Raw genomic sequence first — 20,477 nt, 5'->3', positions numbered from 1 at the left:
ACCGGCCCCTTTATCGCCCGGGCTCCGGGCGTGCGTCAGCCGTCACCATCCGGCGTTTCATCGCCGAAATGCAGCGAAACGTCAGAAGCCGACAGATTAACGACACCCTGAAATCAGGCGTATGTTCTCTAGTGCGATGAGATGAAGGATACGCAATCACCGCAGCCGGACATCTCATCCGGGTAATAGGGGCAGCCTGATATCAACAGGCCACACATCGAACAACAATATTTATATGAGGTATTATGTCACGTTTATATGAGGATTATTTCACGCAGCCGTACAGGCCAAATCGAAAAACCTATGGTAATCTCAATACTTGCGCGGCATAAATATAACTACCATTTGAACTTCACTATTCATTACATTTTTTACTTGGTGAGCGAACCGTCTGTAGCGCACTGCACAGTCAGAAAAATGTTGGTTCTGGAAGAACAGTCATCGCGCCGCGCTGTGTCACCGTCGCGGTTCATCGGTTCGGCCGGAGCCAAGGACCCGGGACAACAATCCCGGAGCCATGGTTTCCGACAGACGGCGAGATGGAAAGACTCGTGTTGCTAGAGTTGAGGCATGCCGCCATGGACCGGCAATAGGGCACCCGTCGTATAGCTGTTATTCGGATCGGCCAGATAGACATAGGCTCCCGCAAGTTCCGCAGGCTGTCCGGGACGTCCCATGGGAGCTTGCGATCCGAAGTCCTTGTGCTGTTCGGGTGGCATGCCGGTTGCAATGAACGGCGTCCAGATCGGCCCGGGCAGCACGGCATTCACGCGTATGCCTTTTTCCACCAGACTGCCCGCCAGCCCGACCGTGAAATTGGCAATAGCCGCCTTGGTCATGGAATAGGGGATAAGGATCGGCATCGGCGTGCGTGTGTTGACCGATGAGGTGTTGATGATCGACGCGCCCGGCTTGAGGTGCGGGAGGGCTGCCTTGGTCAGATAGAACATGGCATGGACGTTCGTATCGAAATGACGACGCCATTCCTCATCCTCGATATCGAGAAAGTTCTCTCTGGGATGCTGGAACGCGGCATTGTTGACCAGAATATCGAGGCCGCCGAAAGCGTCGACCGTCTTGCTGACGAGCGCTTTGCAAACCGTTTTCTCGCGTATATCGCCCGGCAAAAGCAGGCAGCGCTGACCGATCTTCTCGATCGCAGCGGCGATATCCTGCGCATCCGTCTGTTCTGCCTCGAGATAGGAAAGGGCAATATCCGCCCCTTCCTTGGCATAAGCGACGGCCACGGCGCGACCGATGCCTGAATCGCCGCCGGTAATCAGGGCGACGAGGCCGGACAGACGCCCGCTGCCCTTGTAGCTGTCTTCACCGTAATCGGGTTCAGGTTTCATTTTTGCCGAAAGGCCCGGAAATTCCTGCGGCTGCGTTTCGAAAGGCGGCCGTGGGTAGCGCGTGCGTGGATCGATGAGCGTCATGAGAACCTGTCTCCGGAATAGAGGAACAGCCCTGCAACGAACGCCATCCTGCCGCGGTTCTCAGACTATATTATTCGATGGGGGCGGAACTAATATCCGCCCTCGCAAGAGGCTCTGTCACAGGCGATACCCGAAGAGGTCGGATGTGCAGGGCGTCGCCCCAATCAGGCCTTGCGCGCGATGTGATCGCCAATCACCCATTCCGCAGCCCGTATACCGTCTATGCCTGCTGAGAGAATGCCGCCGGCATAGCCTGCCCCCTCTCCAGCCGGAAAAAGCCCGATCAGACCGGGGCTTTGTCCTTCAGGCGTCCGCGGCAGTCTGATCGGAGACGAGGTGCGTGTTTCCACACCCGTCAGAACGGCGTCACCCATGGAAAATCCCCTGAGTTTGCGTTCGAAGGCAGGAAGGGCCTCGCGTATGGCCTCTACGGCAAATCCGGGCAGACAGCGCGACAGGTCCGTCGGGGTGACACCCGGCTTGTAGGATGGAACGACATCGCCCAGCGTAACCGAGGCACGCCCCGCAAGAAAATCCTCGACGCGCTGCGCCGGGGCCCTGTAGTCGCCTCCTCCGGCAACGAAGGCGGCACGCTCCCAGTGGCGCTGAAACGCTACGCCGCCCAGAACATCGTCCGGATAATCGCGCTCGGGCGATACATCCACCACGATGCCGGCATTGGCATTACGTTCGGCACGCGAATACTGGCTCATGCCGTTGGTCACGACCTGACCGGCCTCAGAGGTGGCCGCAACGACCGTGCCGCCCGGACACATGCAAAAGGAGTAAACGGCGCGGCCGTTGCTGGCGTGGTGAACCAGTTTGTAATCGGCAGCCCCCAGAAGAGGGTGCCCCCCCTGATCGCCGAAGCGTGCGCAGTCGATGAGCGACTGGGGATGCTCGATCCGCACGCCGATGGAAAAGGGCTTGGCATGCATGGGAATACCAGCATCGCGCAGCATTTCGAACGTATCGCGCGCACTATGACCCACGGCGAGAATCGCTCTGTCGGTCTCCAGCGTCGTTCCGTCCGACAGAACAAGGCCCGTCAACCTGCGCGGCGTCCCTTCCGTGACAAGACCGTCCACACGCACGCCGAAGCGGTACTCGCCGCCCAGACGCTCGATTTCGGCACGGATATGCTCGACCATGGAGACAAGACGAAACGTGCCGATATGCGGCTTGGACACGTAAAGGATTTCTTCAGGCGCACCCGCCTTGACGAATTCCTCCATGACCTTTCGGCCCAGATGGCGCGGATCGCTGACGCCGCTGTAGAGCTTGCCGTCAGAGAATGTTCCTGCCCCTCCCTCGCCGAACTGCACGTTGCTCTCGGGCGTGAGTTCGGAGCGTCGCCACAGGGCAAATGTATCGACCGTACGCTCACGCACGATCTTGCCTCGTTCGATAACAATAGGCTTCAGCCCTGCCTGAGCGAGAACCAGAGCCGCCATGACGCCGCAGGGGCCTGCACCGATGACGACCGGACGATGTGCCCCCGGCTCTGCGGTGAGAGGCCGATAGCGCGTGTCGGGAGTGGGTACGACAGATGGCGTATTTTCATGCAAGGCCAGAACGGCTTCCTCGTTCTCGACCGTGCAATCGACACTGTAGATCAGCATGATGCGACCGCGCTTGCGGGCGTCATAGCCCCGACGGGCTATCGTGAAATCGAGCAGCGCTGTGCTCTCCACGCCAAGACGCTGGAGAATAGCCTCGCGCAATGCATCGGCAGGATGGTCGAGAGGGAGCCTGAGTTCGTTAAGCCGGATCATGTCGGCTGGAAGTCATGAAGAGTACGGCTCTTGTCAAGATAAATAGCACGTCGCGCTCTGGAGCCGCTCCGCACGGGCAGACACCTTCTTCGCCCCGGCACTGCCTCGGCATCGCCCTGGCGTTGAAGGTGTGAAGGCCAGCTTCAGAGTGCGGGACGCTGGGACTCGGTGCGTTCGCGCATGGCCTTGAATTCCGATCCCTGTTTCCAGCTCGGCCACATACGCGAAAATGCCAGACTGCGGCCGACCTCGTAGAGGGCTGCCGTATCCTCTGCTGCGCCGCGCACATCCCAGCTGGCGCTCCAGGCATCGCAGGGCTGGTGATAGCAGGCCATATAGGCTTCGAGCCATTTACGCCCGGCGGGAATGCCTCCCTTGAGCAGATCGGGATAGCCTGCCAGATCCATGATCGGCAGAACGGGCACCCCTGCACGTGCGAAAGGCAGATGATCCGCACGATAGAACGCACCGCGCTCGGGCAGGGCTTCGTCGACAGCCACACGCCCCTGTGCCGCAGCAATTGTTGCGAAATCGTCCTGCAGGCTGTTCTGCCCGGCACCCACAACAAAAGCGTTACGCGACATGCCAGCCATCTGCAGCACGTCGATCGTGAAATTTGCGACCGTTTTGGGCAGAGAGATCAGGGGATGCTCGACATACCAGCTCGATCCCAGCAGACCGCGTTCCTCAGCTGTCCAGGCGCCGAACAGGATCGTTCTCTCAGGCGTCGGTCCGGCCTTGAAGGCGCGGGCAATCTCCAGCACGGCGGCGATACCCGAAGCATCGTCGATCGCACCGCGCCGGATAAGGGGTTCACCGTGCGGACCACGGCTCTTGCCGAACGCGTCCCAATGCGCGCCGTACACGATGGTCTCATCCGGGTGCGTCGAGCCGGGTAGCTTGGCGAGCACGTTCCGGCTCTCCAGATGGGCGGTCTCGACATTGAACGTGGTGGACAGCGAAAGACCGGACAATGTGACGGGATGGAAGTCCGCGCGCCTTGCCTGTTCGCTCAGCTTGTCCAGATCGAGCCCTGCCTTTGCGAAAAGCTGCCGGGCGGCCTGCCCTTCCAGCCACCCATGGACCAGCAGGGAACCCGGAGCTCCCTTGCGTTCCAGATCGAAGTTCTCTCCCCCGGGGGCGATGACCGTGCTCCATGGATAAGAGGCTGCTTCGGTATCATGAACGATCAGGGCGCCGACCGCACCGCGTCGTGCCGCCTCCTCGTATTTATATGTCCAGCGCCCGTAATAGGTCATTGTGCGGCCGCCAAAACGCCCGTTGACGGCGTCGCCCGGGCCGGCCCTGAAATCAGGATCGTTAATCAGGATAACAGCGATCTTGCCCTTGAGATCGACATCCTTGAAATCGTCCCAGTCGCGCGCCGGCGCATTGACGCCATAGCCGACGAACACAAGCGGAGCATTGCCAATATGGATCTGCGATGACGGAATGCTGGTCGTCAGATAGATCTGTTCCGACTGGCGATAATCCAGTGTCTCGGACGCACCGACCCGGAACTGGACAGAAGCATCGGGGGCGATCTTGGTATGGATCATCGGGACTTCCTGCGTCCACCCGCCATTCTCGCCTGCTGGCTCCAGACCGATCGCCTGAAACTGCGAGACGATATAGTTCACGGTCCTGAGCGCACCGATCGTGCCGGGTGCACGCCCCTCGAACGGGTCCGAAGCCAGCGTCCGGATCACATCGGACATACGTGCCGGGTTCATCGGCGCGTAAACCAGCGGCTGTTCTGCATGGGCTACGGATGCCATGAGCCCTATCCCGAAAAGGAAACCTGCTGCGGCAAGACCCTTGCGCAGGGGCTTCAATGCGACAGGGCACTTCCTGTGCAAATGCGATGTCCCTGCCTCACCCTGCACGCCGGGAGACTTATGAAAATGTTCGTCATCGAATACAGGCATGGTCACGCTCATGGCAGGGGCTGGCTCGCTGGTTCGGTTATCGGAAGCGCCACAAAACCTGCGGCGGAGCGGCAGAAATCTCAAAATACTCAATGGAATGGCATATAAGCCAACCGAAACGTTAATACATCCGGAATACGACACGACACTGTCCGTCATGTTCCGGGAAAACCGTGCTGACCCTCACAAAACTTTCCCATAACGTTACAAATTCATTAACAAACCGAAGCAGTCTCGGTAATGCCGCATACCACCCTACCGCACACGATAATTCAATAACGAAAACATGCTTTTCAATGACAAACCCTTTCTGGGAGCCCCAATATGGGTATTCGTTTAATTCCCGTAAAAAGATCGCTTCGAAAACAGCATTCAACTCACGAAAATTTACAGACAACTTCAATGAGAAAACTGGTCTTCGGAAACAAATCGAATGTCACCCAGTTTACTTTTTTTATGTCGCCTATTTTACATTTCAGCAGACTTACTAGGCACAACGCACAGGCGCAGAGAGACTCCCCGGGCTGATGCGCCGCTTCGACACATATCTTGGCGCATGATGGGCCAATGCCTTATATGAGCCTCCACGCCCTTATTCACGGAAAGCACATCCATGGCCCAGCACCCCTGCGAGCACACCCATGATGCCGGGCATGACCGCCACGACCATGATCACGATCACGATCACGATCATCATGGGCATGGGCATGGGCATGGGCATCATGGACATGTTCATGAACCTGCAAGCTACGGACGCGCGTTTCTGATCGGAATGGGGCTGAATGTCGCCTACATCATTGCCGAAACGATATGGGGTCTGCTCGCCCATTCGCTCTCCCTGCTTTCCGATGCGGGGCATAATCTGTCCGATGTTCTCGGTCTGGGTGCCGCCTGGCTGGCTCACAGCCTTGCACGACGTGCTCCATCGGCGCGTTTCACCTATGGGCTCAAGCGTTCCACCATTCTGTCGGCCCTTGGCAATGCCGTCCTGCTCCTTCTGGTGACAGGCGGCATTATCGGCGAGGCCATTCCCCGCCTGATCGCCCCGGGCGAGGTGGCCGGTCGCGTCGTGATGCTGGTGGCGCTCGGCGGTATTCTGGTCAATGGCGGCACCGCCCTGCTTTTCATGCGCGGCGGCAAGGACGATCTGAATTTGCGCGGGGCGTTCGTGCATATGGCGGCCGATGCGCTGATGTCGCTCGCTGTTGTGGTGACAGGTCTCGTCATCATGATGACAGGCTGGACCATTCTCGATCCCATTGTCAGTCTGGCGGTGTGCATCTTCATTATTCTCGGCACATGGTCGCTGCTCAAATCGTCGCTCGACATGGCGCTCGATGGCGTTCCTTCCCGCCTGCGCCTGGATGACGTGGAAGCAAGCCTGCGCGCTGTGGAAGGCGTGGAGGATCTGCATCACCTTCATATATGGCCCCTGAGCACGACCGAGACCGCACTGACTGTCCATCTGGTGAGCGTTGTATCGCAGAACGGCCATGCGCGGATCCTGCGTGAGGCGAGCACCATGCTCGCAACCCGCTATCGTATCGGCCATGCCACCTTCCAGATCGAGTCCCCTGGCACAGACAGGGAGGAAGGGCATTATCCGTGTGGATCCACCCCGTGCGGAGCGACAGCCTCATGCTGAAGGGGCCCGAAAAGATCGTTTTCGGCTGGATCTCGCTTCTGGTCAGCCTGATCGCCCTTGGCCTGAAATACTGGGCCTGGCGCGTCAGCGGCAGTGCCGCCCTGCTCTCAGACGCCCTTGAGACCATCATCAATGTCGCCGCTGCGCTTGGCGCGCTATGGGCGCTCAACGTCGCGCAGCGTCCCGCCGATGACAACCATACATACGGGCACGACAAGGCAGAATATCTTTCCGCTGTGAGCGAGGCCGTGCTTGTCGTTCTTACGGCCATAGGCATTGCCTGGGTGGCATGGCAAAGCTGGCTTGCCCCCAACCACGCTATCGCACCCTGGCGTGGCATTGTGTTCAACGCACTCGGCGGTGTCGTCAATCTGGTCTGGGGGCTTATTCTGGTCCGGCAAGGCCGGATGAGGCGCTCGCCCGCCCTGACCGCCAATGGGCGTCACGTCATTTCCGATGTGTGGACGACCGTGGTTCTCGTGATCGGTATCGCGTTCATTCCGCTCACCGGTTTCGTGAGGCTCGACGCCATTCTCTCCGCGCTCGTTGCCATCAATGTTCTGCGTGTCGGCTTCGATATGATGAAGCAGTCCATTGCGGGGCTGATGGACGAGGCTCCCGATTCAGACACGCTACAGATGATACGCGCCGTGATCTCCGAGAATGCTGCAGGTGCCCTCGAAGCTCATGACATACGCGTGCGCACAGCGGGAAGCGTGAGCTTCATCGAGTTTCATCTTGTCGTACCCGGTGCCATGACCGTCTCGGAGTCACACGATATCTGCGACCGTCTCGAACATGCCCTGCGCCGCCAGCTCGGGCGTGCCCTGATCCATATTCATGTCGAGCCGGAAGAAAAAGCGAAGCATACGGGCATTCCGGTTCTGGCCTGACCCTTTGCGAGCGAACTGCAAAACGATCCGTTCGTTACGTTTTTTAGAGACAAGAGTTTCTTGACCAGTCGCCCGGGGTGCTGGCAGGAGCGTTCACCATCGGTCGGCGCTGCCCGATCTCCAGACAGGCGAGACCTTATGCGCCCCAGCACCGCCTTGCGGCAGAACAACAGAATCCAGCATCTCCGTCGTTCTGCGCGAAGAACGACGTCTCAATGGCGCCGGACACTGACTTACTGGCTCGGTGCCATTCTCGTGGGCGTCGTCGCTGTTTCCTTTGCCGGGACGGCCGACTGGGCCGCCCGCACCCGCGCGCGCATGGTGCACTGGGATCCCTACATCATGCTGGCGGTGGTTCCTGCCGGGCTCGCCCTCTCGACCTGGCTGACACGCAAGTTCTTCTCGGGCGCACAGGGCAGCGGTATCCCTCAAACGATCGCGACACTGCATATCGAGAATTTCTCGATCGTGAACCGCGTACTCTCGCTCAAGATTGCCTTTGCCAAGATCATCCTGACCTGTTTCGGCCTTCTGGTCGGCGCCTCCATCGGCCGTGAAGGGCCCACCGTACAGGTGGGCGCGGCCATCATGCACGGCTTCTCGCGCCTGCTCGGCACATCGAGCGTCGCTGCAAGGCGCGGGGCCATTCTAGCGGGTGGTGCTGCGGGCGTATCGGCCGCGTTCAACACACCGCTCGCCGGGATCGTCTTCGCGATCGAGGAACTGTCTCATTCCTTCGAGCAGAAAACCTCGGGCACCATGCTGACAGGCGTTGTGCTGTCGGGTGTGACCGCCATCGCCCTTGTCGGAAACTACTCCTATTTCGGTCATACGGATGTGGATGTTCCGATCGGCACGGCATGGATTGCGGTCCTCACCTGCGGCATTGTCGGCGGTGTTGCCGGCGGAACGTTCTCGGCCCTGCTCATCCGCTTCTCCAAGGGTCTTCCGGGGCGGGTCGGCGCACTCATCAAGGCACGTCCAGTATCCTTCGCTGCCTTGTGCGGTTTTGTGCTGGCACTGCTCGGCCTTGTTTCGCATGGCGCGACCTATGGCACAGGCTATATGCAGGCCCATGCCATTATCGACGGTACCGAGCATTATCCTGCTTCATTCTTCATTCTCAAATTCCTCGCGACCGTCGTCTCGTATTGCTCCGGCATCCCCGGCGGGTTGTTCGCACCGTCCCTCTCCGTAGGCGCCGGTATCGGAGGCTGGATCGAGCAATATCTTCCCCACACCACGCCCGGTGCCGTCGTTCTTCTGGGCACAGTGGCCTATTTCTCTGCCGTCGTTCAGGCGCCACTGACCGCCACCGTGATCGTCATGGAAATGTGCGACAACCAGCAGGTAACGCTAGCCCTGATGGCCACCTCGTTCCTCGCTTTCGGCGTCTCGCGCATGATCTGCAAACACGCACTCTACGGTGCACTGGCAGACCGTTTTATGGAGGCCGCCCATAAGGCAGCTCCCGCACCGATCTACACGCGCAATGAGGCCTCACCAGCAATCGAAACGCTTGTCGAGGAAAGAGCGAGCGAGAAAACCGGGGCAGAAACCACAGTTGCGCAAGAGGCACCTGACAGCCCCAAGCTCCCGCCAGAGGCCGCACCCAAGGACCGTCCCGAACCCTGATCCCTGGGAATATTCTCGCCTTGGGCAAGGCCGCCGGACCGGATTAACCCGGCGGCCCTTTCAGCCGGTCTCTCCTCTCCCCATATCGGAGATATGATACCGCTCTCCGTACTCGATCTATCCTTTATTCGCGAAGGTGGCACTGTCCGCGAGGCCTTGCTGGAATCGCGCGACCAGGCCGTCCATGCCGAGGCTCTAGGCTATCATCGCTATTGGGTGGCCGAGCATCATGCCATGCCCGGCATCGCTTCGGCCGCGACAAGTGTCGTGATCGGCCATCTTGCCGCCGCCACCAACCGCATGCGTATCGGTGCAGGCGGTATCATGCTGCCCAACCATGCCCCGCTCGTCATTGCCGAGCAGTTCGGCACGCTCGAAGCTCTTTTTCCCGGCCGCATCGATCTCGGCCTGGGTCGTGCGCCGGGTTCTGACCAACGCACCGTGCGTGCCTTGCGCAGAAACGGAGATAATGCCGAACGCTTCCCGGAAGATGTGCTTGAGCTCATCGCCTATTTCGCGGCGACAGGCGGCGCAAACGGAGTTGTGGCCACACCGGGCGCAGGCGCCGATATACCGATCTGGCTGCTCGGCTCGTCGTTGTTCTCGGCACAGCTGGCAGCAGCTCTGGGCCTGCCCTTCGCTTTTGCCTCACATTTTGCACCGCAGATGATGGAGCAGGCCATCCATCTCTACCGCAAGACGTTCCGTCCGTCAGAGCATCTTGCCGCACCCTATGTCATGCTCGCCATGAATGTAATCGCCGCTGATACGGCAGAGGAAGCCGATTTTCTGGCCACCTCGCGTCGCATGTTCGTGGCGGCCCTGCGCCAGGGACGACCGGGGCGGGTTCTCCCCCCCGTGCCGCCGGAAGATCTGCCCTGGTCGCGCGAGCTGAGCCATCAACTCGATACGGTGCAGGCATCGAGCCTGATCGGCACGCAGGATCAGGTCGCGGAAGGAATGAAAGACTTCATTGCCCGTCATGCCCCCGATGAACTCATGTTCAGCGCACCGATATATGATCCGGCAGCGCGCCTGCATTCCCTCTCACTCGCATGGGCTGCCGGACAATCGCTCGGCTGACCGGTACCAAATGAGCTGTCCCCGTTCTTACGCAGCCAACCGTAAGAGCGCTCACGAATATCTGCGTAGGGCGCAATTGTTACGAGATCTGTCTGTTTTTGGCTCGAAGCGCGCTCTGCAAACGGCTTTGTCACGATAACCGTCCCGCAAACGATATTTTGTGGCCAAAGCGTTTTACCTCAGGCTCGGGACGATCCCCTCAGCGTGATGATGGGGCATTCATCAGCAGCCGCAGAACAATCAACGGACCACCAGTTGACATGCGGACGGTTCACGATCGACCGCGTAGTTTCCGTAAGGGCAATCACCCTGAATGATATGGCCGTCGCGTGATGAAGGTGTTTTCGGTTAATCATCCCAAACCTAGAGAGAAGGCCGTAGCTCCCATTTGATCATATACAGATGCAACAGACACAATCACAAATGTGGCACCAACACGATAAATGTGGTATTTATTCAGAGTTTGAGATTAATTCTCAATACAAGATCGTATACATCACGATTATCGATGAATAATCAACATGATTAATATCTGGATAAAACGATGTCAAAGATTATTTTTATTACGGCCTCTATGTGTCTCTTGCTGGTTTTCTCATCCAAGCCGTATGCAGAAGAAAATAAATGCTATTTTCCGGATATTCCCTCTTTTTCGGAGGGAAAAAAGCTTCCAGACGGAAGCCCTGCCGAGCTTTGTTTTGCGGACTACAGGATCGTCAATCCCAAGGGCGCTGCGTTACTGCTGAGCTGTGCTCAAACCATGTATAAAAATGCCAATCTGTCCCAGTTCAGCGATGCATCTCGGAAGAGGCTTGACCGTACCATGAGGACGACTTGGCAGCGTCACAACACGGCCGCCACGGCTCAGAAAGATGGATATATTGCTCTGGGTGGCAGCTCAGAGCTGGGAAGTGCTAATGATTTGGGGATGATGATCATCGATCCAGACAAAAAATTGGTAGCGATAGGTTTGCTTCTTAATGACGTGGATAGAGTCGACGAAAACGATAAAGGCGATTTCGTTTATTCAAATTTCGTATTTATTTATAATTCACTTCCATTTGCTGATAAGCAAGATATAAGCATCCCCGAAATGCAATCTATTCTCGATATTATCAATCCTGGCGTAAACGGAAATTTTATTTTTTCCAGCGAGTATTTCGTAGGGCCCAAACTATGATTAAAAAGCATTACCATGCGATGCGGCTAGAAAAATCCAGCTGCACTAATCATCTGATTTAGAACCTTCATACACGGTGATTGATGCTGTTTTTATTTCGTATGGAAGGCTCTCATTGCCCACATCTACCACGCTGGAACCACTCTGGCAGCACCGTAGACAGCCGCACGACCAATCCATGACGCCTTACCTACCCTTGTCGAAAACGCGCCTTGGCACCTTCATAGAAGAAAGCGGGATAGGGTCTTCGAGATCTCTTCATCAGACCCGTGTTCATCACGACCGCATTTCCAAGACATATCCATGCAGACAGGCCCTTTGCCCAACAAAACCACACAACCGCTCTCAACGCATAATCTCAGCGCAGATGACAATCGCTCGGTTGACCGGTACGGTTTATAAAAAACATCGGGCTTTCTCGTGCAGTCATCGGGAAACCGGTCCCCGGGTATTTGCATAAGGCGCTGCAGGATTGAGCTGAATCATACGCCCTATGATTCATTTCCCTTATTATGGACATCAAGGAAGTTGGTCATCCTGAGAGCAGCATACAGCCGTGGGTCGCTTGATGAATGCTCTCAATAGCCGGGGCGGCCCAACCCGCCTGAGGAAATGCGGTCTTGTGCTATCTCAATGACGAAGGCCCGTGTATCCCGGTTCACTCATATCAGAAGCAGGACATCGCATGACCAAGGTCATTCCTTCCTGGCAGATCCCCACCCGTCGTGCCGAGGTAATCCGCACCAAAAAATATGTGGCCGTAATCTGCCTGGAACGCTGGGGAGGAAGTCATTTCTCCCGCTCCGGCTGGTCGACTTTCATCCCTCGCAAACAGGCTCCAACGGAATGGATCGGGGAAAACCTCAAGAAGGCACTGTATAGCAGTGAGGATTTCGGGGCTAGCTTGCCTCGGCCTCTTCCAGACGAACCCTTTGATTCCATGAAGCCAGAATCGGGAGCCAGATCGAATGAATTCTGGCTGCGTATCCAGCAGGAATTCGGCTTCAAGGACCTTCTGACTGCCATGTCAAAATCGGCATTGGTTTTTGTAGACTGGCCTGAAAATCAGGGGGATCAGGTAGAAATGGTCGCTTCTCGCGGCAGTGGCGCGCACCATTCCGCCTGGGGGACCAATGAGAATTTCGGCAAGGTCTTTCATGCTTCGATCAACCTGAGCGACCTCGAATTCGGTGAGGTCGCGGTGCAGGCTCTGGATCGCTGCAAACCGAATTACGCATGAAACATGCGAAAAACCGTGTCGACGCTGCCCCTCAAATGCGCGCCAAAACCATCGATTTCGGTATTGCGGATATCGAATCACCGAAGCAGGACATCGCATGAGTACCGTCATTCCCTCCTGGCAGATCCCCACTCGTCGCGCCCAGCTCATCCGCACCAAGAAATATGTGGCTGTAATCTGCATGGAGCGCTGGGGAGGAAGTCACTTCTCCCGCTCTGGCTGGTCGACTTTCATCCCTCGCAAACAGGCTACAACGGAGTGGATCGGGGAAAACCTCAAGAAGGCACTGTATAGCAGTGAGGATTTCGGGGCGCATTTACCTCGGCCTCTTCCAGACGAGCCTTTTAACTCCATGAAGCCAGAATCGGGCGCCAGATCTCATGAATTCTGGCTGCGTATCCAGCAGGAGTTCGGCTTCAAGGATATTCTGACTGCCAAGTCGAAATCAGCATTAATTTTTGTAGACTGGCCTGAGGATAAGGATGATGAGGTCGAAATGCTTTCTTCTCGCGGCAGTGGCGCGCACCATTCAGCCTGGGGAACCAATGAGGATTTCGGCAAGGTCTTTCATGCTTCGATCAACCTGAGCGATCTCGAATTTGGCGAGGTTGCGGTGCAGGCGCTGGATCGCTGCAAACCGAATTACGCATGAAACATGCGAGAAACCGTGTCGCCGCTGCCCTTCAGATGCGCATTAAGACCATCGATTTCGGTATTGCAGATATCGTATCACCGAAGCAGGACATCGCATGAGCACCCTCATTCCTTCCTGGCAGATCCCAACCCGGCGTGCCGAGGTCATCCGCACCAAAAAATATTTGGCCGTAATCTGCCTGGAACGCTGGGGGGGAAGTCACTTCTCCCGCTCTGGTTGGTCGACTTTCATCCCCCGAAAACAGGCTACAACAGAGTGGATCGGGGAAAACCTCAAGAAGGCACTGTATAGCAGTGAGGATTTCGGGGCTCACTTGCCCACGCCAATCCCGGATGAGCCCTTTAATTCCATGAAGCCAGAATCGGGCGCCAGATTTAATGAGTTCTGGCTGCGTATCCAGCAGGCGTTCGGCTTCAAGGACCTTCTGACTGCCATGTCAAAATCGGCATTGGTTTTTGTAGACTGGCCTGAAAATCAGGGGGATCAGGTAGAAATGGTCGCTTCTCGCGGCAGTGGCGCGCACCATTCCGCCTGGGGGACCAATGAGAATTTCGGCAAGGTCTTTCATGCTTCGATCAACCTGAGCGATCTCGAATTTGGCGAGGTTGCGGTGCAGGCTCTGGATCGCTGCAAACCGAATTACGAATGAAATGCGCATAAGCCTGCGTTGCCGCCAATTCTGAAAACAACGGTAACAGGGCACGGCCCTGATTGTGCAGAGCTTGTTTCAGGACCCTTGCCCGGCATTAAGCAGCGTCTGCGTGAGCGCGCTATAGTCGCTCACGCTCATACCTCGATGACGCGCAGCGTCAGGACAGATCGAACGCCTTCATCCTGTTTCCCGCCAGCGCACAGGCGGCGTGGATCACTCCCAGATGGCTCAGACCCTGTGGTGTGTTGCCCAGATAGGCGCCTGTTTCAGGATTGATCATTTCAGCGATGATCCCCGTATTTTTCGGCAGTTTGTCGATGAATGAGGCATAAAGTGCCTCGGCCTCGTCTTTCTCTCCGAGCAGATATAGGGCTTCCACCATCCAGCAGGAACAGGCGAGGAACGCGCCCTCTTCCTCACGCATTCCCGTATAACGGAACAGGAACGGCCCATGACCGAGTTCCTCGCGTATGGCGTGCAACGTGGACAGCATGCGCTCATGACGGTCGAGGCCGAACGGTACGGCAAGCGCCATGGAGGCGTCGAGCCCATCAGAACCGGGATAGAACAGATAGGCCTTGCGTTTGTCACACCAGCATTCGCGATCGATCCAGTCGAGAATACGGTCTTTCTCACGCGCCCAGCGCGGGGCGCGATCCTTGGCAAGGTGACCACGTTCAGCCATCTGGCATGCCCGGTCGAGCGCCTGCCAGCAGCTGATTTTGGACATGGTGTAATGCTGGTCTTCTGTCAGCTCCCAGATGCCTGCATCTTTCTGCCTCCAGTGATCGGCGCAACGATCGGCCAGATCGGCCAGAAGCCCCGCTGTTTTCTGGTCGAGCAGATTGCCGCGCGACACGAACAGGGCAGCCGTCTCGAAAATATCGCCGTAAATGCCGTGCTGATGCTGACCTGAGGCACGGTTGCCGCTCACAACGGGCTTGATACCGCGATATCCCTCTACCTCATCATAAACGATTTCATCATCGACCTTCTGTCCTGAAAGCCCGTACATGACGAGAGGTCCCTCCTCACCCAGGCGATGGACGAGCCAGGCCAATGCCGCCTTGACCTCGGCGACGGCCCCGAGGCGCAGGAAGGCATTCGCCACATAGGCGGCATCGCGTATCCAGGCAAAACGGTAATCCCAGTTCTTGCCGTCACGCAGGCGCTCGGGCAGCGATGTCGTGGCCGCCGCCGCAATGGCGCCGCTCGATGAATAAAGCAGCAATTTGAGTGACAGCGCACTGCGGCGGACCTGTTCGCGATAAGGGCCGTCATAGTGCAGCGTGTCGGCCCAGTTGCGCCATGCCTCATCGCTCGTATCGATACGCGCATCGATCTCTTCGACAGTCGGCACGGCCAGTGGCTCGTTTTCGGTCGCGACCAGCGCGACCAGCGCATGGGTCTTCTCACCGACAACGATTTCGGCCTCTATGGCCTCATCCTCCTCGCGCAGGATACGCATGTTATCGGTATGGACCATATGGGCGAGCACCGACCCCACATGGAAGATGTTGCCGTTCTCCGTTGTCTGTATCCAGGGCGCGACCGTGCCGCAGCGTGTCCCGAGACGAAAGCGCACGACGAAAGTCATGCGACCGGTGAGCCCCTCGATGCGCCGGGCAAATTCGGTCCAGGGCAGGCGTCCGGCCAGCGTGCTGTTGAGCGAGTCCGTCATGCGCGCCGTGCCATGCTCCGTCTCGATCAGCGTTTCGAGCACATTACTGTCTTCACGATAGCGCCGGGTTGCGCGAAAGGCGCCCACTGGGCGTATCTGGAAAAATCCACCCGGACGATGCAGCAGACGGTCGAACATGGGGGGTGAATCGATGTTGGGCACACATAGCCAGTCCACACTGCCATCGGGTGCCATAAGGGCAACGCAGCGCCCGTCACCGAGAGCGGCATAGTCTTCGATAGGCCAGAACCCGTCGAGAGGCCCGGAGGGAGACAGATCCCGGGCCAGTGCGGGAAGATCATGCGTCATGGGCTTTTCTCTCGATTGGGGCGCAGAGTGATGAAACGACGGCATCCGTTCAGGGCCGTCGTTTCATCCGGGGTCATTGCAACAATCGAGAGAGGGGCATGGTTGCCCCCCACTATTTTTCAGAAGATTTCTATATGGCTCTTGAAGCCCAGAAGCGCCTGATTGTTCAGCTCTTTCTGCCCGCCGGGATTGAAATAATACTGGAAATCAGGCGCAAAGGTTATGCCCCGGAACACATGGATCTGGTACATGGCCTCGACCACATAGGCGCTTGTCTGCGGGAACAGGGAGCCGTTGGGCAGAGGCAAATTCTGCATGGCATAAAGACGCTGGGAGCGTGTCAGATCGTCGGAAACATGCGTCCATGAAAAGTTCACACCCACGGCATCGAGCGGACGCGATTTCCAGAAACCACGGTCTAGCACACCGAAGGAGAGCTGATCGGCACGCGTCTGTGTCTGTGCCTTGTTGAAATAGGCTGCACCGATCAGGGTCACACCGGCATCGGGCGCCTGACCGGGATGATGATAGACCATCTGGTCAGCCAGCCCCCAGGCGGCCCAGGCCCCATGAACAGTACGTGCCGCCAGACCGCTCAGTGCGAAAGGATTGCCGTTGCCGTCATAGTAATTGTCTTTATGGTCGGCCGTGTCATAGGCAAAACCCGCCTTGTAATGACCCGGCAGTGAGTGGTCATGACCGAAACGCGGCGTCCAGACGAACTCGACCGGCATGGCCTCGCCATCGATGGTCGCGCCGTTGAACTTGAAGCCCGTACGCATCTGCGCATTGCCGTAGATGGACTGGGTCTGTGTGAAATAGACGCCGAATTGCAGGATCGTATCGTCGGAAGGTCTCACACGGAAGCGCGCAGCCCAGTTGGCGTCGGGGTAGGATGCATGGGCCGTGTTATCGCTCGATGCCTTGGGGTTACCGCAAAAGGCATTGTTCATGAAGTTGCAGTAGAGCGGATTGGCCGAAAAGTCGGACAGGAACGACATGCGGCCCGCAGCGATATCGAGCCGGTCGTCCAGAAGCGTCTCTTCGCCATAGGCATAGACCAGATGGACGAACACATTGCCGCCACCGCCATAGATTTCCTGGCTGGGATTGAGGTTGTCACCGAACATGCGGCTGGCAGGAATACCGTAACGGCCAACGATCACCGCATGGGTCGAAAACCCGTCCCACCCGGCAAGGCGCTCCCAGTCGATATCGTTCTCCATCGAATACTGACCGGTGTTACTCGCCCCCTGACGCAGCCCCAGCCCCTTCGTCGGAGCGGTGATCATACCTGCCATTTCGTTGGTGTTGTCCAGCAGGATCGCCACACCATGTTCGCGAAACCACGAATTGACTCCATAGGGATCGACAAAGATCGCCTCAGGCCGTGGAAGCGGTGCGACAGTCGTATCCTCATGCAGAACGGGGAGCGGCGCCTGAACCTGGACGGCAGGGAAAGCCCCTGCCCCGGTCGCTCCGCGGTCGCCCGGCTGTGCCGGCGGCGTGATATCGGAACGGATGGCGTGCGTTTCGGTTGTCGTGGCTGGGGCCACGCTCTGCGCATCGGCCGCAGTCGGAACCGCATAGGCGTTTGCAGCCACGCATGACAGAGGCAGAAGCGCCGCCATGGAGACGGCCCTAGGGAAGGAAAGACGGCGCAATACGGACGAAGACAATGCCTGTTTCGTGCTCCCTGTGATCGAATGACCGTCTTGTAAGAAATCCGCCGGGAAGTTTGGACCCTCCCCGTCCGGTTTTTTTGTTACCCTGCGCAGGGAGAGTGTGATCTCTCCCGAAAAACCACGCTTTTTCAGACGTCAAGCAACCGTGACAAATGATTGCTTAACTGTCCGGAGGGGCGTCAGTTTGCCTTCAGAGCGTTAATTTTCGCCTTAGAGATCGTAGTTCACACGGAAATAGTAATAGCCACCGTTAATACCGAGCTGCGAGGTGCTCATGTAATATTGCGGGGCACCAAGATAGCGGTTCCCGTCAGGCACGCGCGTCGGATAGGCCGAGAAGATGTTGTTGCCACCGATGGTCGCGGTCCAGCGTGGCGTGATGCGATAGCTCACATCCAGATTGGTCGTCCATTTCGGCTTGTTCTGGTATTCCAGAAAATGCGTGGTGCTGAACTGGTTGGGACCCGGCGCATAATAGGTCAGCTGGTTGGTTGTCTGGCCCCAGCGGATTTCATGCAGGCCGACGATCCATTTCGCATGGGTCCAGTTGCCGCCGAAAATGATCTTGCTGCGCGGATAAGCCGTGGTCAGATAGGCCACTGCCGCCGCATTGAGCAGGGGGGCTCCCGTCAGCGGATTGGTGGCCTGATGCGACAGGCGCGTGCGGTTGAGGTTGATCGCTGCATCCCAGTCGATACGACCGAATGCCCCGAGCTTCGTCAGATACGTGACTGTGATATCCAGCCCCTGCGTGCGGGTGCTGGCCACATTGCCGAACCAGTTGGCCGTAATCGCGCTCTGGTTCCAGCTGCCGATATCCTCAGGCAATTTGAAGCCGTTGAGCTGCATGGCGTTGATCGCCGTGGCCCCCGAGATATTGCCCCCCGGCATGATACGGTCGCGCATGTTGATCTGATAGACATCGGTCGTGACATGCAGGTTGCGGATCGGCTCGACAATGAACCCGCCCTCGGCATTGGTCGAACGCTCCGGCTTGAGGCCGGACGAACCATTGGCCAGCGCACCGGGTGAGCCCGCACCGATCAGACCGCGCGCAGCCGTAGGAGAGATATTGAGGGCCGAGTAGTATTTCTGGGCCAGTGTCGGCGCATGAAAGCCGTTGCTGATGGTGCCACGCAGGGCGATACGGCGCGTGATGTCGTATCGCAGTGAAACCTTGCCGTTCTGGGTGTTACCCACATCGGTATAATGCTCGTAACGCCCTGCCAGATCGAGCTGCAGACCCTTGGCAAGATAGGTCGAGATATCGAGATAGCCTGCCACCACATCGCGGCTGTAATTGCCTGCATTGCCAGGATTAGTGCCCGCAAGAGCATCGGATCCGTTTCCATAAAGCGAATCCGGCGAACCTGTACCGATCGAATAACCTTCATAACGATATGACGCGCCGCCGGCGAAGTTCACACTATGCGGCCAGCCGCTGAACGTGAATTTGCGGCTGAAATCGAAATCATTCGTCCACTGCTGGTTATTGAAACCCTGCACATCGAATGAGGTCGGCGTGCGACCCGTCGCCTTGTTGATGGACAGATTGACCGAGTTGATCAGACCGATATCATCGAAATCACGACCGTAAACACTCGATACATCCCAGTGCCAGCCACGGAAGTCGCCCTTGATCCCGGCCTTCAGCTCGTAATCGTTCTCGTTGAGCGTCTCGACCGGCGAATAACCCCATGGGTAGATCGCCTGATAATCGGGATAGGCATTGAGCGACGAGGCCAGACGGTAATTCTGGTAGGATTGCGCATAGCGATGGGCATAGGTGCCCAGCGCATAAAGCTGGATGTCATCCGTCAGATCGTAACCGGCATTGATGGCCACGCTCTCGCGCGTCTGCTCCGGCTGGCTCAGGATGTTGTTCTGATAGGTGCCTGTGCGGTTATCGGCTGCACTGCGGTAGGTGTGATCCTGATGCACGAAATCGCCACTGACATGCACGAAGCCGCGCGAGCCAAGGCTTGCCCCGCCATCGAGATAAACACCCTGCTGGAAGCCGTCGCCCTCTGACGTGATGCCGGTGATATCCTGGGCATGAAAACCATGCGCCTGCTTTTTCAGGATGATGTTCACCACGCCTGCCACGGCATCGGAGCCGTACTGGGCGGAGGCACCGTCACGCAGCACTTCCACATGGTCGATGGCCGACATCGGGATCATGTCGATATCGGACGCTGTCGAGCCCTGCTGCGGGCCGGGGTTGGAATAGATATTGGCCGTGTTGTGACGGCGCTTGCCATCGACCAGAATCAGCGTCTCGTTCGGGTTCAGACCACGCAGACTGATCGTGTCCGTCATGGCGCCCGCATCGAAACCGGCTGTGGGCGTGGTAAGAGACGGCAGAAGCAGCGAGAGTGCATCGCGCAGCGTGCCCTGACCCGTTGCGGCAAGCTGCTTGTGCGAAACGATATCGAGCGGTGCGATGGAATCGCGCGCCTTTTTGCCGATCTCGCGCGTGCCCGTCACCACAATGGCTTCGCTACCGCCTTCGGCGTCACCGGAATGAACCGGGGCGGACTGGCGTGTGCGCAGGGCCTTGCTCTTGCCTGCCGTGCTCGCCTTGGTTTTGACAGGCGTCAGAGCCGGCCGATCGGTAGAGCTTGCCGAAGCTGTCTGCGCCAGCGCCTCACCCTCGCAGGACATCAGGCACGTCGAGGCA

The 20,477-nt window shown here is 57.8% G+C and carries 14 protein-coding genes; 8 read left to right on the top strand and 6 right to left on the bottom strand.

Annotated features, from left to right (window positions below; genetic code table 11):
* Window positions 1-557: 557 nt before the first annotated feature.
* From NF685_RS07030 to NF685_RS07020, 3 genes are all read right to left on the bottom strand, one after another.
* Entirely contained in the window at window positions 558-1,436 is an 879-nt protein-coding gene (locus NF685_RS07030; RefSeq protein ID WP_252849115.1) for an SDR family oxidoreductase, read from the bottom strand.
* A gap of 164 nt (window positions 1,437-1,600) precedes the next feature.
* The gene (locus NF685_RS07025) at window positions 1,601-3,211 is read right to left on the bottom strand and encodes an NAD(P)/FAD-dependent oxidoreductase (protein WP_252849114.1); all 1,611 of its coding nucleotides are present in this window, start codon (window positions 3,209-3,211) and stop codon (window positions 1,601-1,603) included.
* A gap of 143 nt (window positions 3,212-3,354) precedes the next feature.
* The gene (locus tag NF685_RS07020) at window positions 3,355-5,151 is read right to left on the bottom strand and encodes a M28 family metallopeptidase (protein WP_373317792.1); all 1,797 of its coding nucleotides are present in this window, start codon (window positions 5,149-5,151) and stop codon (window positions 3,355-3,357) included.
* A 601-nt stretch (window positions 5,152-5,752) separates the two neighbouring features.
* On the opposite strand from NF685_RS07020, the gene NF685_RS07015 reads away from it, so the two are divergent.
* The 8 genes from NF685_RS07015 to NF685_RS06980 all read left to right on the top strand — a co-directional run bounded on the left by NF685_RS07015 (window position 5,753) and on the right by NF685_RS06980 (window position 14,119).
* Window positions 5,753-6,784, top strand: coding sequence for a cation diffusion facilitator family transporter (locus tag NF685_RS07015; protein WP_252849113.1), 1,032 nt, complete (start codon window positions 5,753-5,755; stop codon window positions 6,782-6,784).
* Window positions 6,778-7,677, top strand: a complete 900-nt coding sequence (locus tag NF685_RS07010; RefSeq protein WP_222546741.1) for a cation diffusion facilitator family transporter — start codon at window positions 6,778-6,780, stop codon at window positions 7,675-7,677. The genes NF685_RS07015 and NF685_RS07010 overlap by 7 nt, the downstream gene beginning before the upstream one ends.
* Before the next feature lie 138 nt (window positions 7,678-7,815).
* Window positions 7,816-9,312 (top strand): chloride channel protein, encoded by a 1,497-nt coding sequence (locus tag NF685_RS07005; RefSeq protein WP_252849112.1) that lies wholly within the window; start codon window positions 7,816-7,818, stop codon window positions 9,310-9,312.
* Between the two features lie 93 nt (window positions 9,313-9,405).
* Window positions 9,406-10,395, top strand: coding sequence for an LLM class flavin-dependent oxidoreductase (locus tag NF685_RS07000; protein WP_222546739.1), 990 nt, complete (start codon window positions 9,406-9,408; stop codon window positions 10,393-10,395).
* 544 nt (window positions 10,396-10,939) lie between these two features.
* A complete protein-coding gene (locus NF685_RS06995; protein ID WP_252849111.1) occupies window positions 10,940-11,575 on the top strand; it encodes a hypothetical protein in 636 nt (211 codons plus the stop codon).
* Window positions 11,576-12,260: 685 nt separating this feature from the next.
* Window positions 12,261-12,815: a hypothetical protein gene (locus tag NF685_RS06990; protein WP_252849110.1), complete on the top strand. Its 555-nt coding sequence runs from the start codon at window positions 12,261-12,263 to the stop codon at window positions 12,813-12,815.
* Window positions 12,816-12,912: 97 nt separating this feature from the next.
* Window positions 12,913-13,467, top strand: a complete 555-nt coding sequence (locus NF685_RS06985) for a hypothetical protein (RefSeq protein WP_252849109.1) — start codon at window positions 12,913-12,915, stop codon at window positions 13,465-13,467.
* A gap of 97 nt (window positions 13,468-13,564) precedes the next feature.
* A complete protein-coding gene (locus NF685_RS06980; protein ID WP_252849108.1) occupies window positions 13,565-14,119 on the top strand; it encodes a hypothetical protein in 555 nt (184 codons plus the stop codon).
* Between the two features lie 160 nt (window positions 14,120-14,279).
* On the opposite strand, the gene NF685_RS06975 is transcribed toward NF685_RS06980, so the two are convergent.
* The 3 genes from NF685_RS06975 to NF685_RS06965 form a co-directional block, all read right to left on the bottom strand.
* Window positions 14,280-16,112 (bottom strand): glycoside hydrolase family 15 protein, encoded by a 1,833-nt coding sequence (locus NF685_RS06975; protein WP_252849107.1) that lies wholly within the window; start codon window positions 16,110-16,112, stop codon window positions 14,280-14,282.
* Between the two features lie 119 nt (window positions 16,113-16,231).
* Window positions 16,232-17,743: a carbohydrate porin gene (locus NF685_RS06970; RefSeq protein WP_252849106.1), complete on the bottom strand. Its 1,512-nt coding sequence runs from the start codon at window positions 17,741-17,743 to the stop codon at window positions 16,232-16,234.
* Window positions 17,744-18,007: 264 nt separating this feature from the next.
* On the bottom strand, window positions 18,008-20,461 hold the full coding sequence (locus tag NF685_RS06965) for a TonB-dependent receptor plug domain-containing protein (RefSeq protein WP_373317797.1): 2,454 nt from the start codon (window positions 20,459-20,461) through the stop codon (window positions 18,008-18,010).
* Window positions 20,462-20,477 lie beyond the last annotated feature (16 nt).

It is taken from the genome of Asaia lannensis NBRC 102526 (genome assembly GCF_024054035.1).
In the GTDB taxonomy this organism is placed as follows: domain Bacteria; phylum Pseudomonadota; class Alphaproteobacteria; order Acetobacterales; family Acetobacteraceae; genus Asaia; species Asaia lannensis.
The sequence above is the reverse complement of the archived record's forward strand: the minus strand, read 5'-3'. Positions and strand labels throughout refer to the sequence as shown.

Coding starts and splice junctions, on each gene's coding strand:
- NF685_RS07030 (WP_252849115.1), bottom strand. CDS start 1,436: ATGACGCTCATCGATCCACGCACGCGCTACCCACGGCCGCCTTTCGAA.
- NF685_RS07025 (WP_252849114.1), bottom strand. CDS start 3,211: ATGATCCGGCTTAACGAACTCAGGCTCCCTCTCGACCATCCTGCCGAT.
- NF685_RS07020 (WP_373317792.1), bottom strand. CDS start 5,151: ATGAGCGTGACCATGCCTGTATTCGATGACGAACATTTTCATAAGTCT.
- NF685_RS07015 (WP_252849113.1), top strand. CDS start 5,753: ATGGCCCAGCACCCCTGCGAGCACACCCATGATGCCGGGCATGACCGC.
- NF685_RS07010 (WP_222546741.1), top strand. CDS start 6,778: ATGCTGAAGGGGCCCGAAAAGATCGTTTTCGGCTGGATCTCGCTTCTG.
- NF685_RS07005 (WP_252849112.1), top strand. CDS start 7,816: ATGCGCCCCAGCACCGCCTTGCGGCAGAACAACAGAATCCAGCATCTC.
- NF685_RS07000 (WP_222546739.1), top strand. CDS start 9,406: ATGATACCGCTCTCCGTACTCGATCTATCCTTTATTCGCGAAGGTGGC.
- NF685_RS06995 (WP_252849111.1), top strand. CDS start 10,940: ATGTCAAAGATTATTTTTATTACGGCCTCTATGTGTCTCTTGCTGGTT.
- NF685_RS06990 (WP_252849110.1), top strand. CDS start 12,261: ATGACCAAGGTCATTCCTTCCTGGCAGATCCCCACCCGTCGTGCCGAG.
- NF685_RS06985 (WP_252849109.1), top strand. CDS start 12,913: ATGAGTACCGTCATTCCCTCCTGGCAGATCCCCACTCGTCGCGCCCAG.
- NF685_RS06980 (WP_252849108.1), top strand. CDS start 13,565: ATGAGCACCCTCATTCCTTCCTGGCAGATCCCAACCCGGCGTGCCGAG.
- NF685_RS06975 (WP_252849107.1), bottom strand. CDS start 16,112: ATGACGCATGATCTTCCCGCACTGGCCCGGGATCTGTCTCCCTCCGGG.
- NF685_RS06970 (WP_252849106.1), bottom strand. CDS start 17,743: ATGGCGGCGCTTCTGCCTCTGTCATGCGTGGCTGCAAACGCCTATGCG.
- NF685_RS06965 (WP_373317797.1), bottom strand. CDS start 20,461: ATGTCCTGCGAGGGTGAGGCGCTGGCGCAGACAGCTTCGGCAAGCTCT.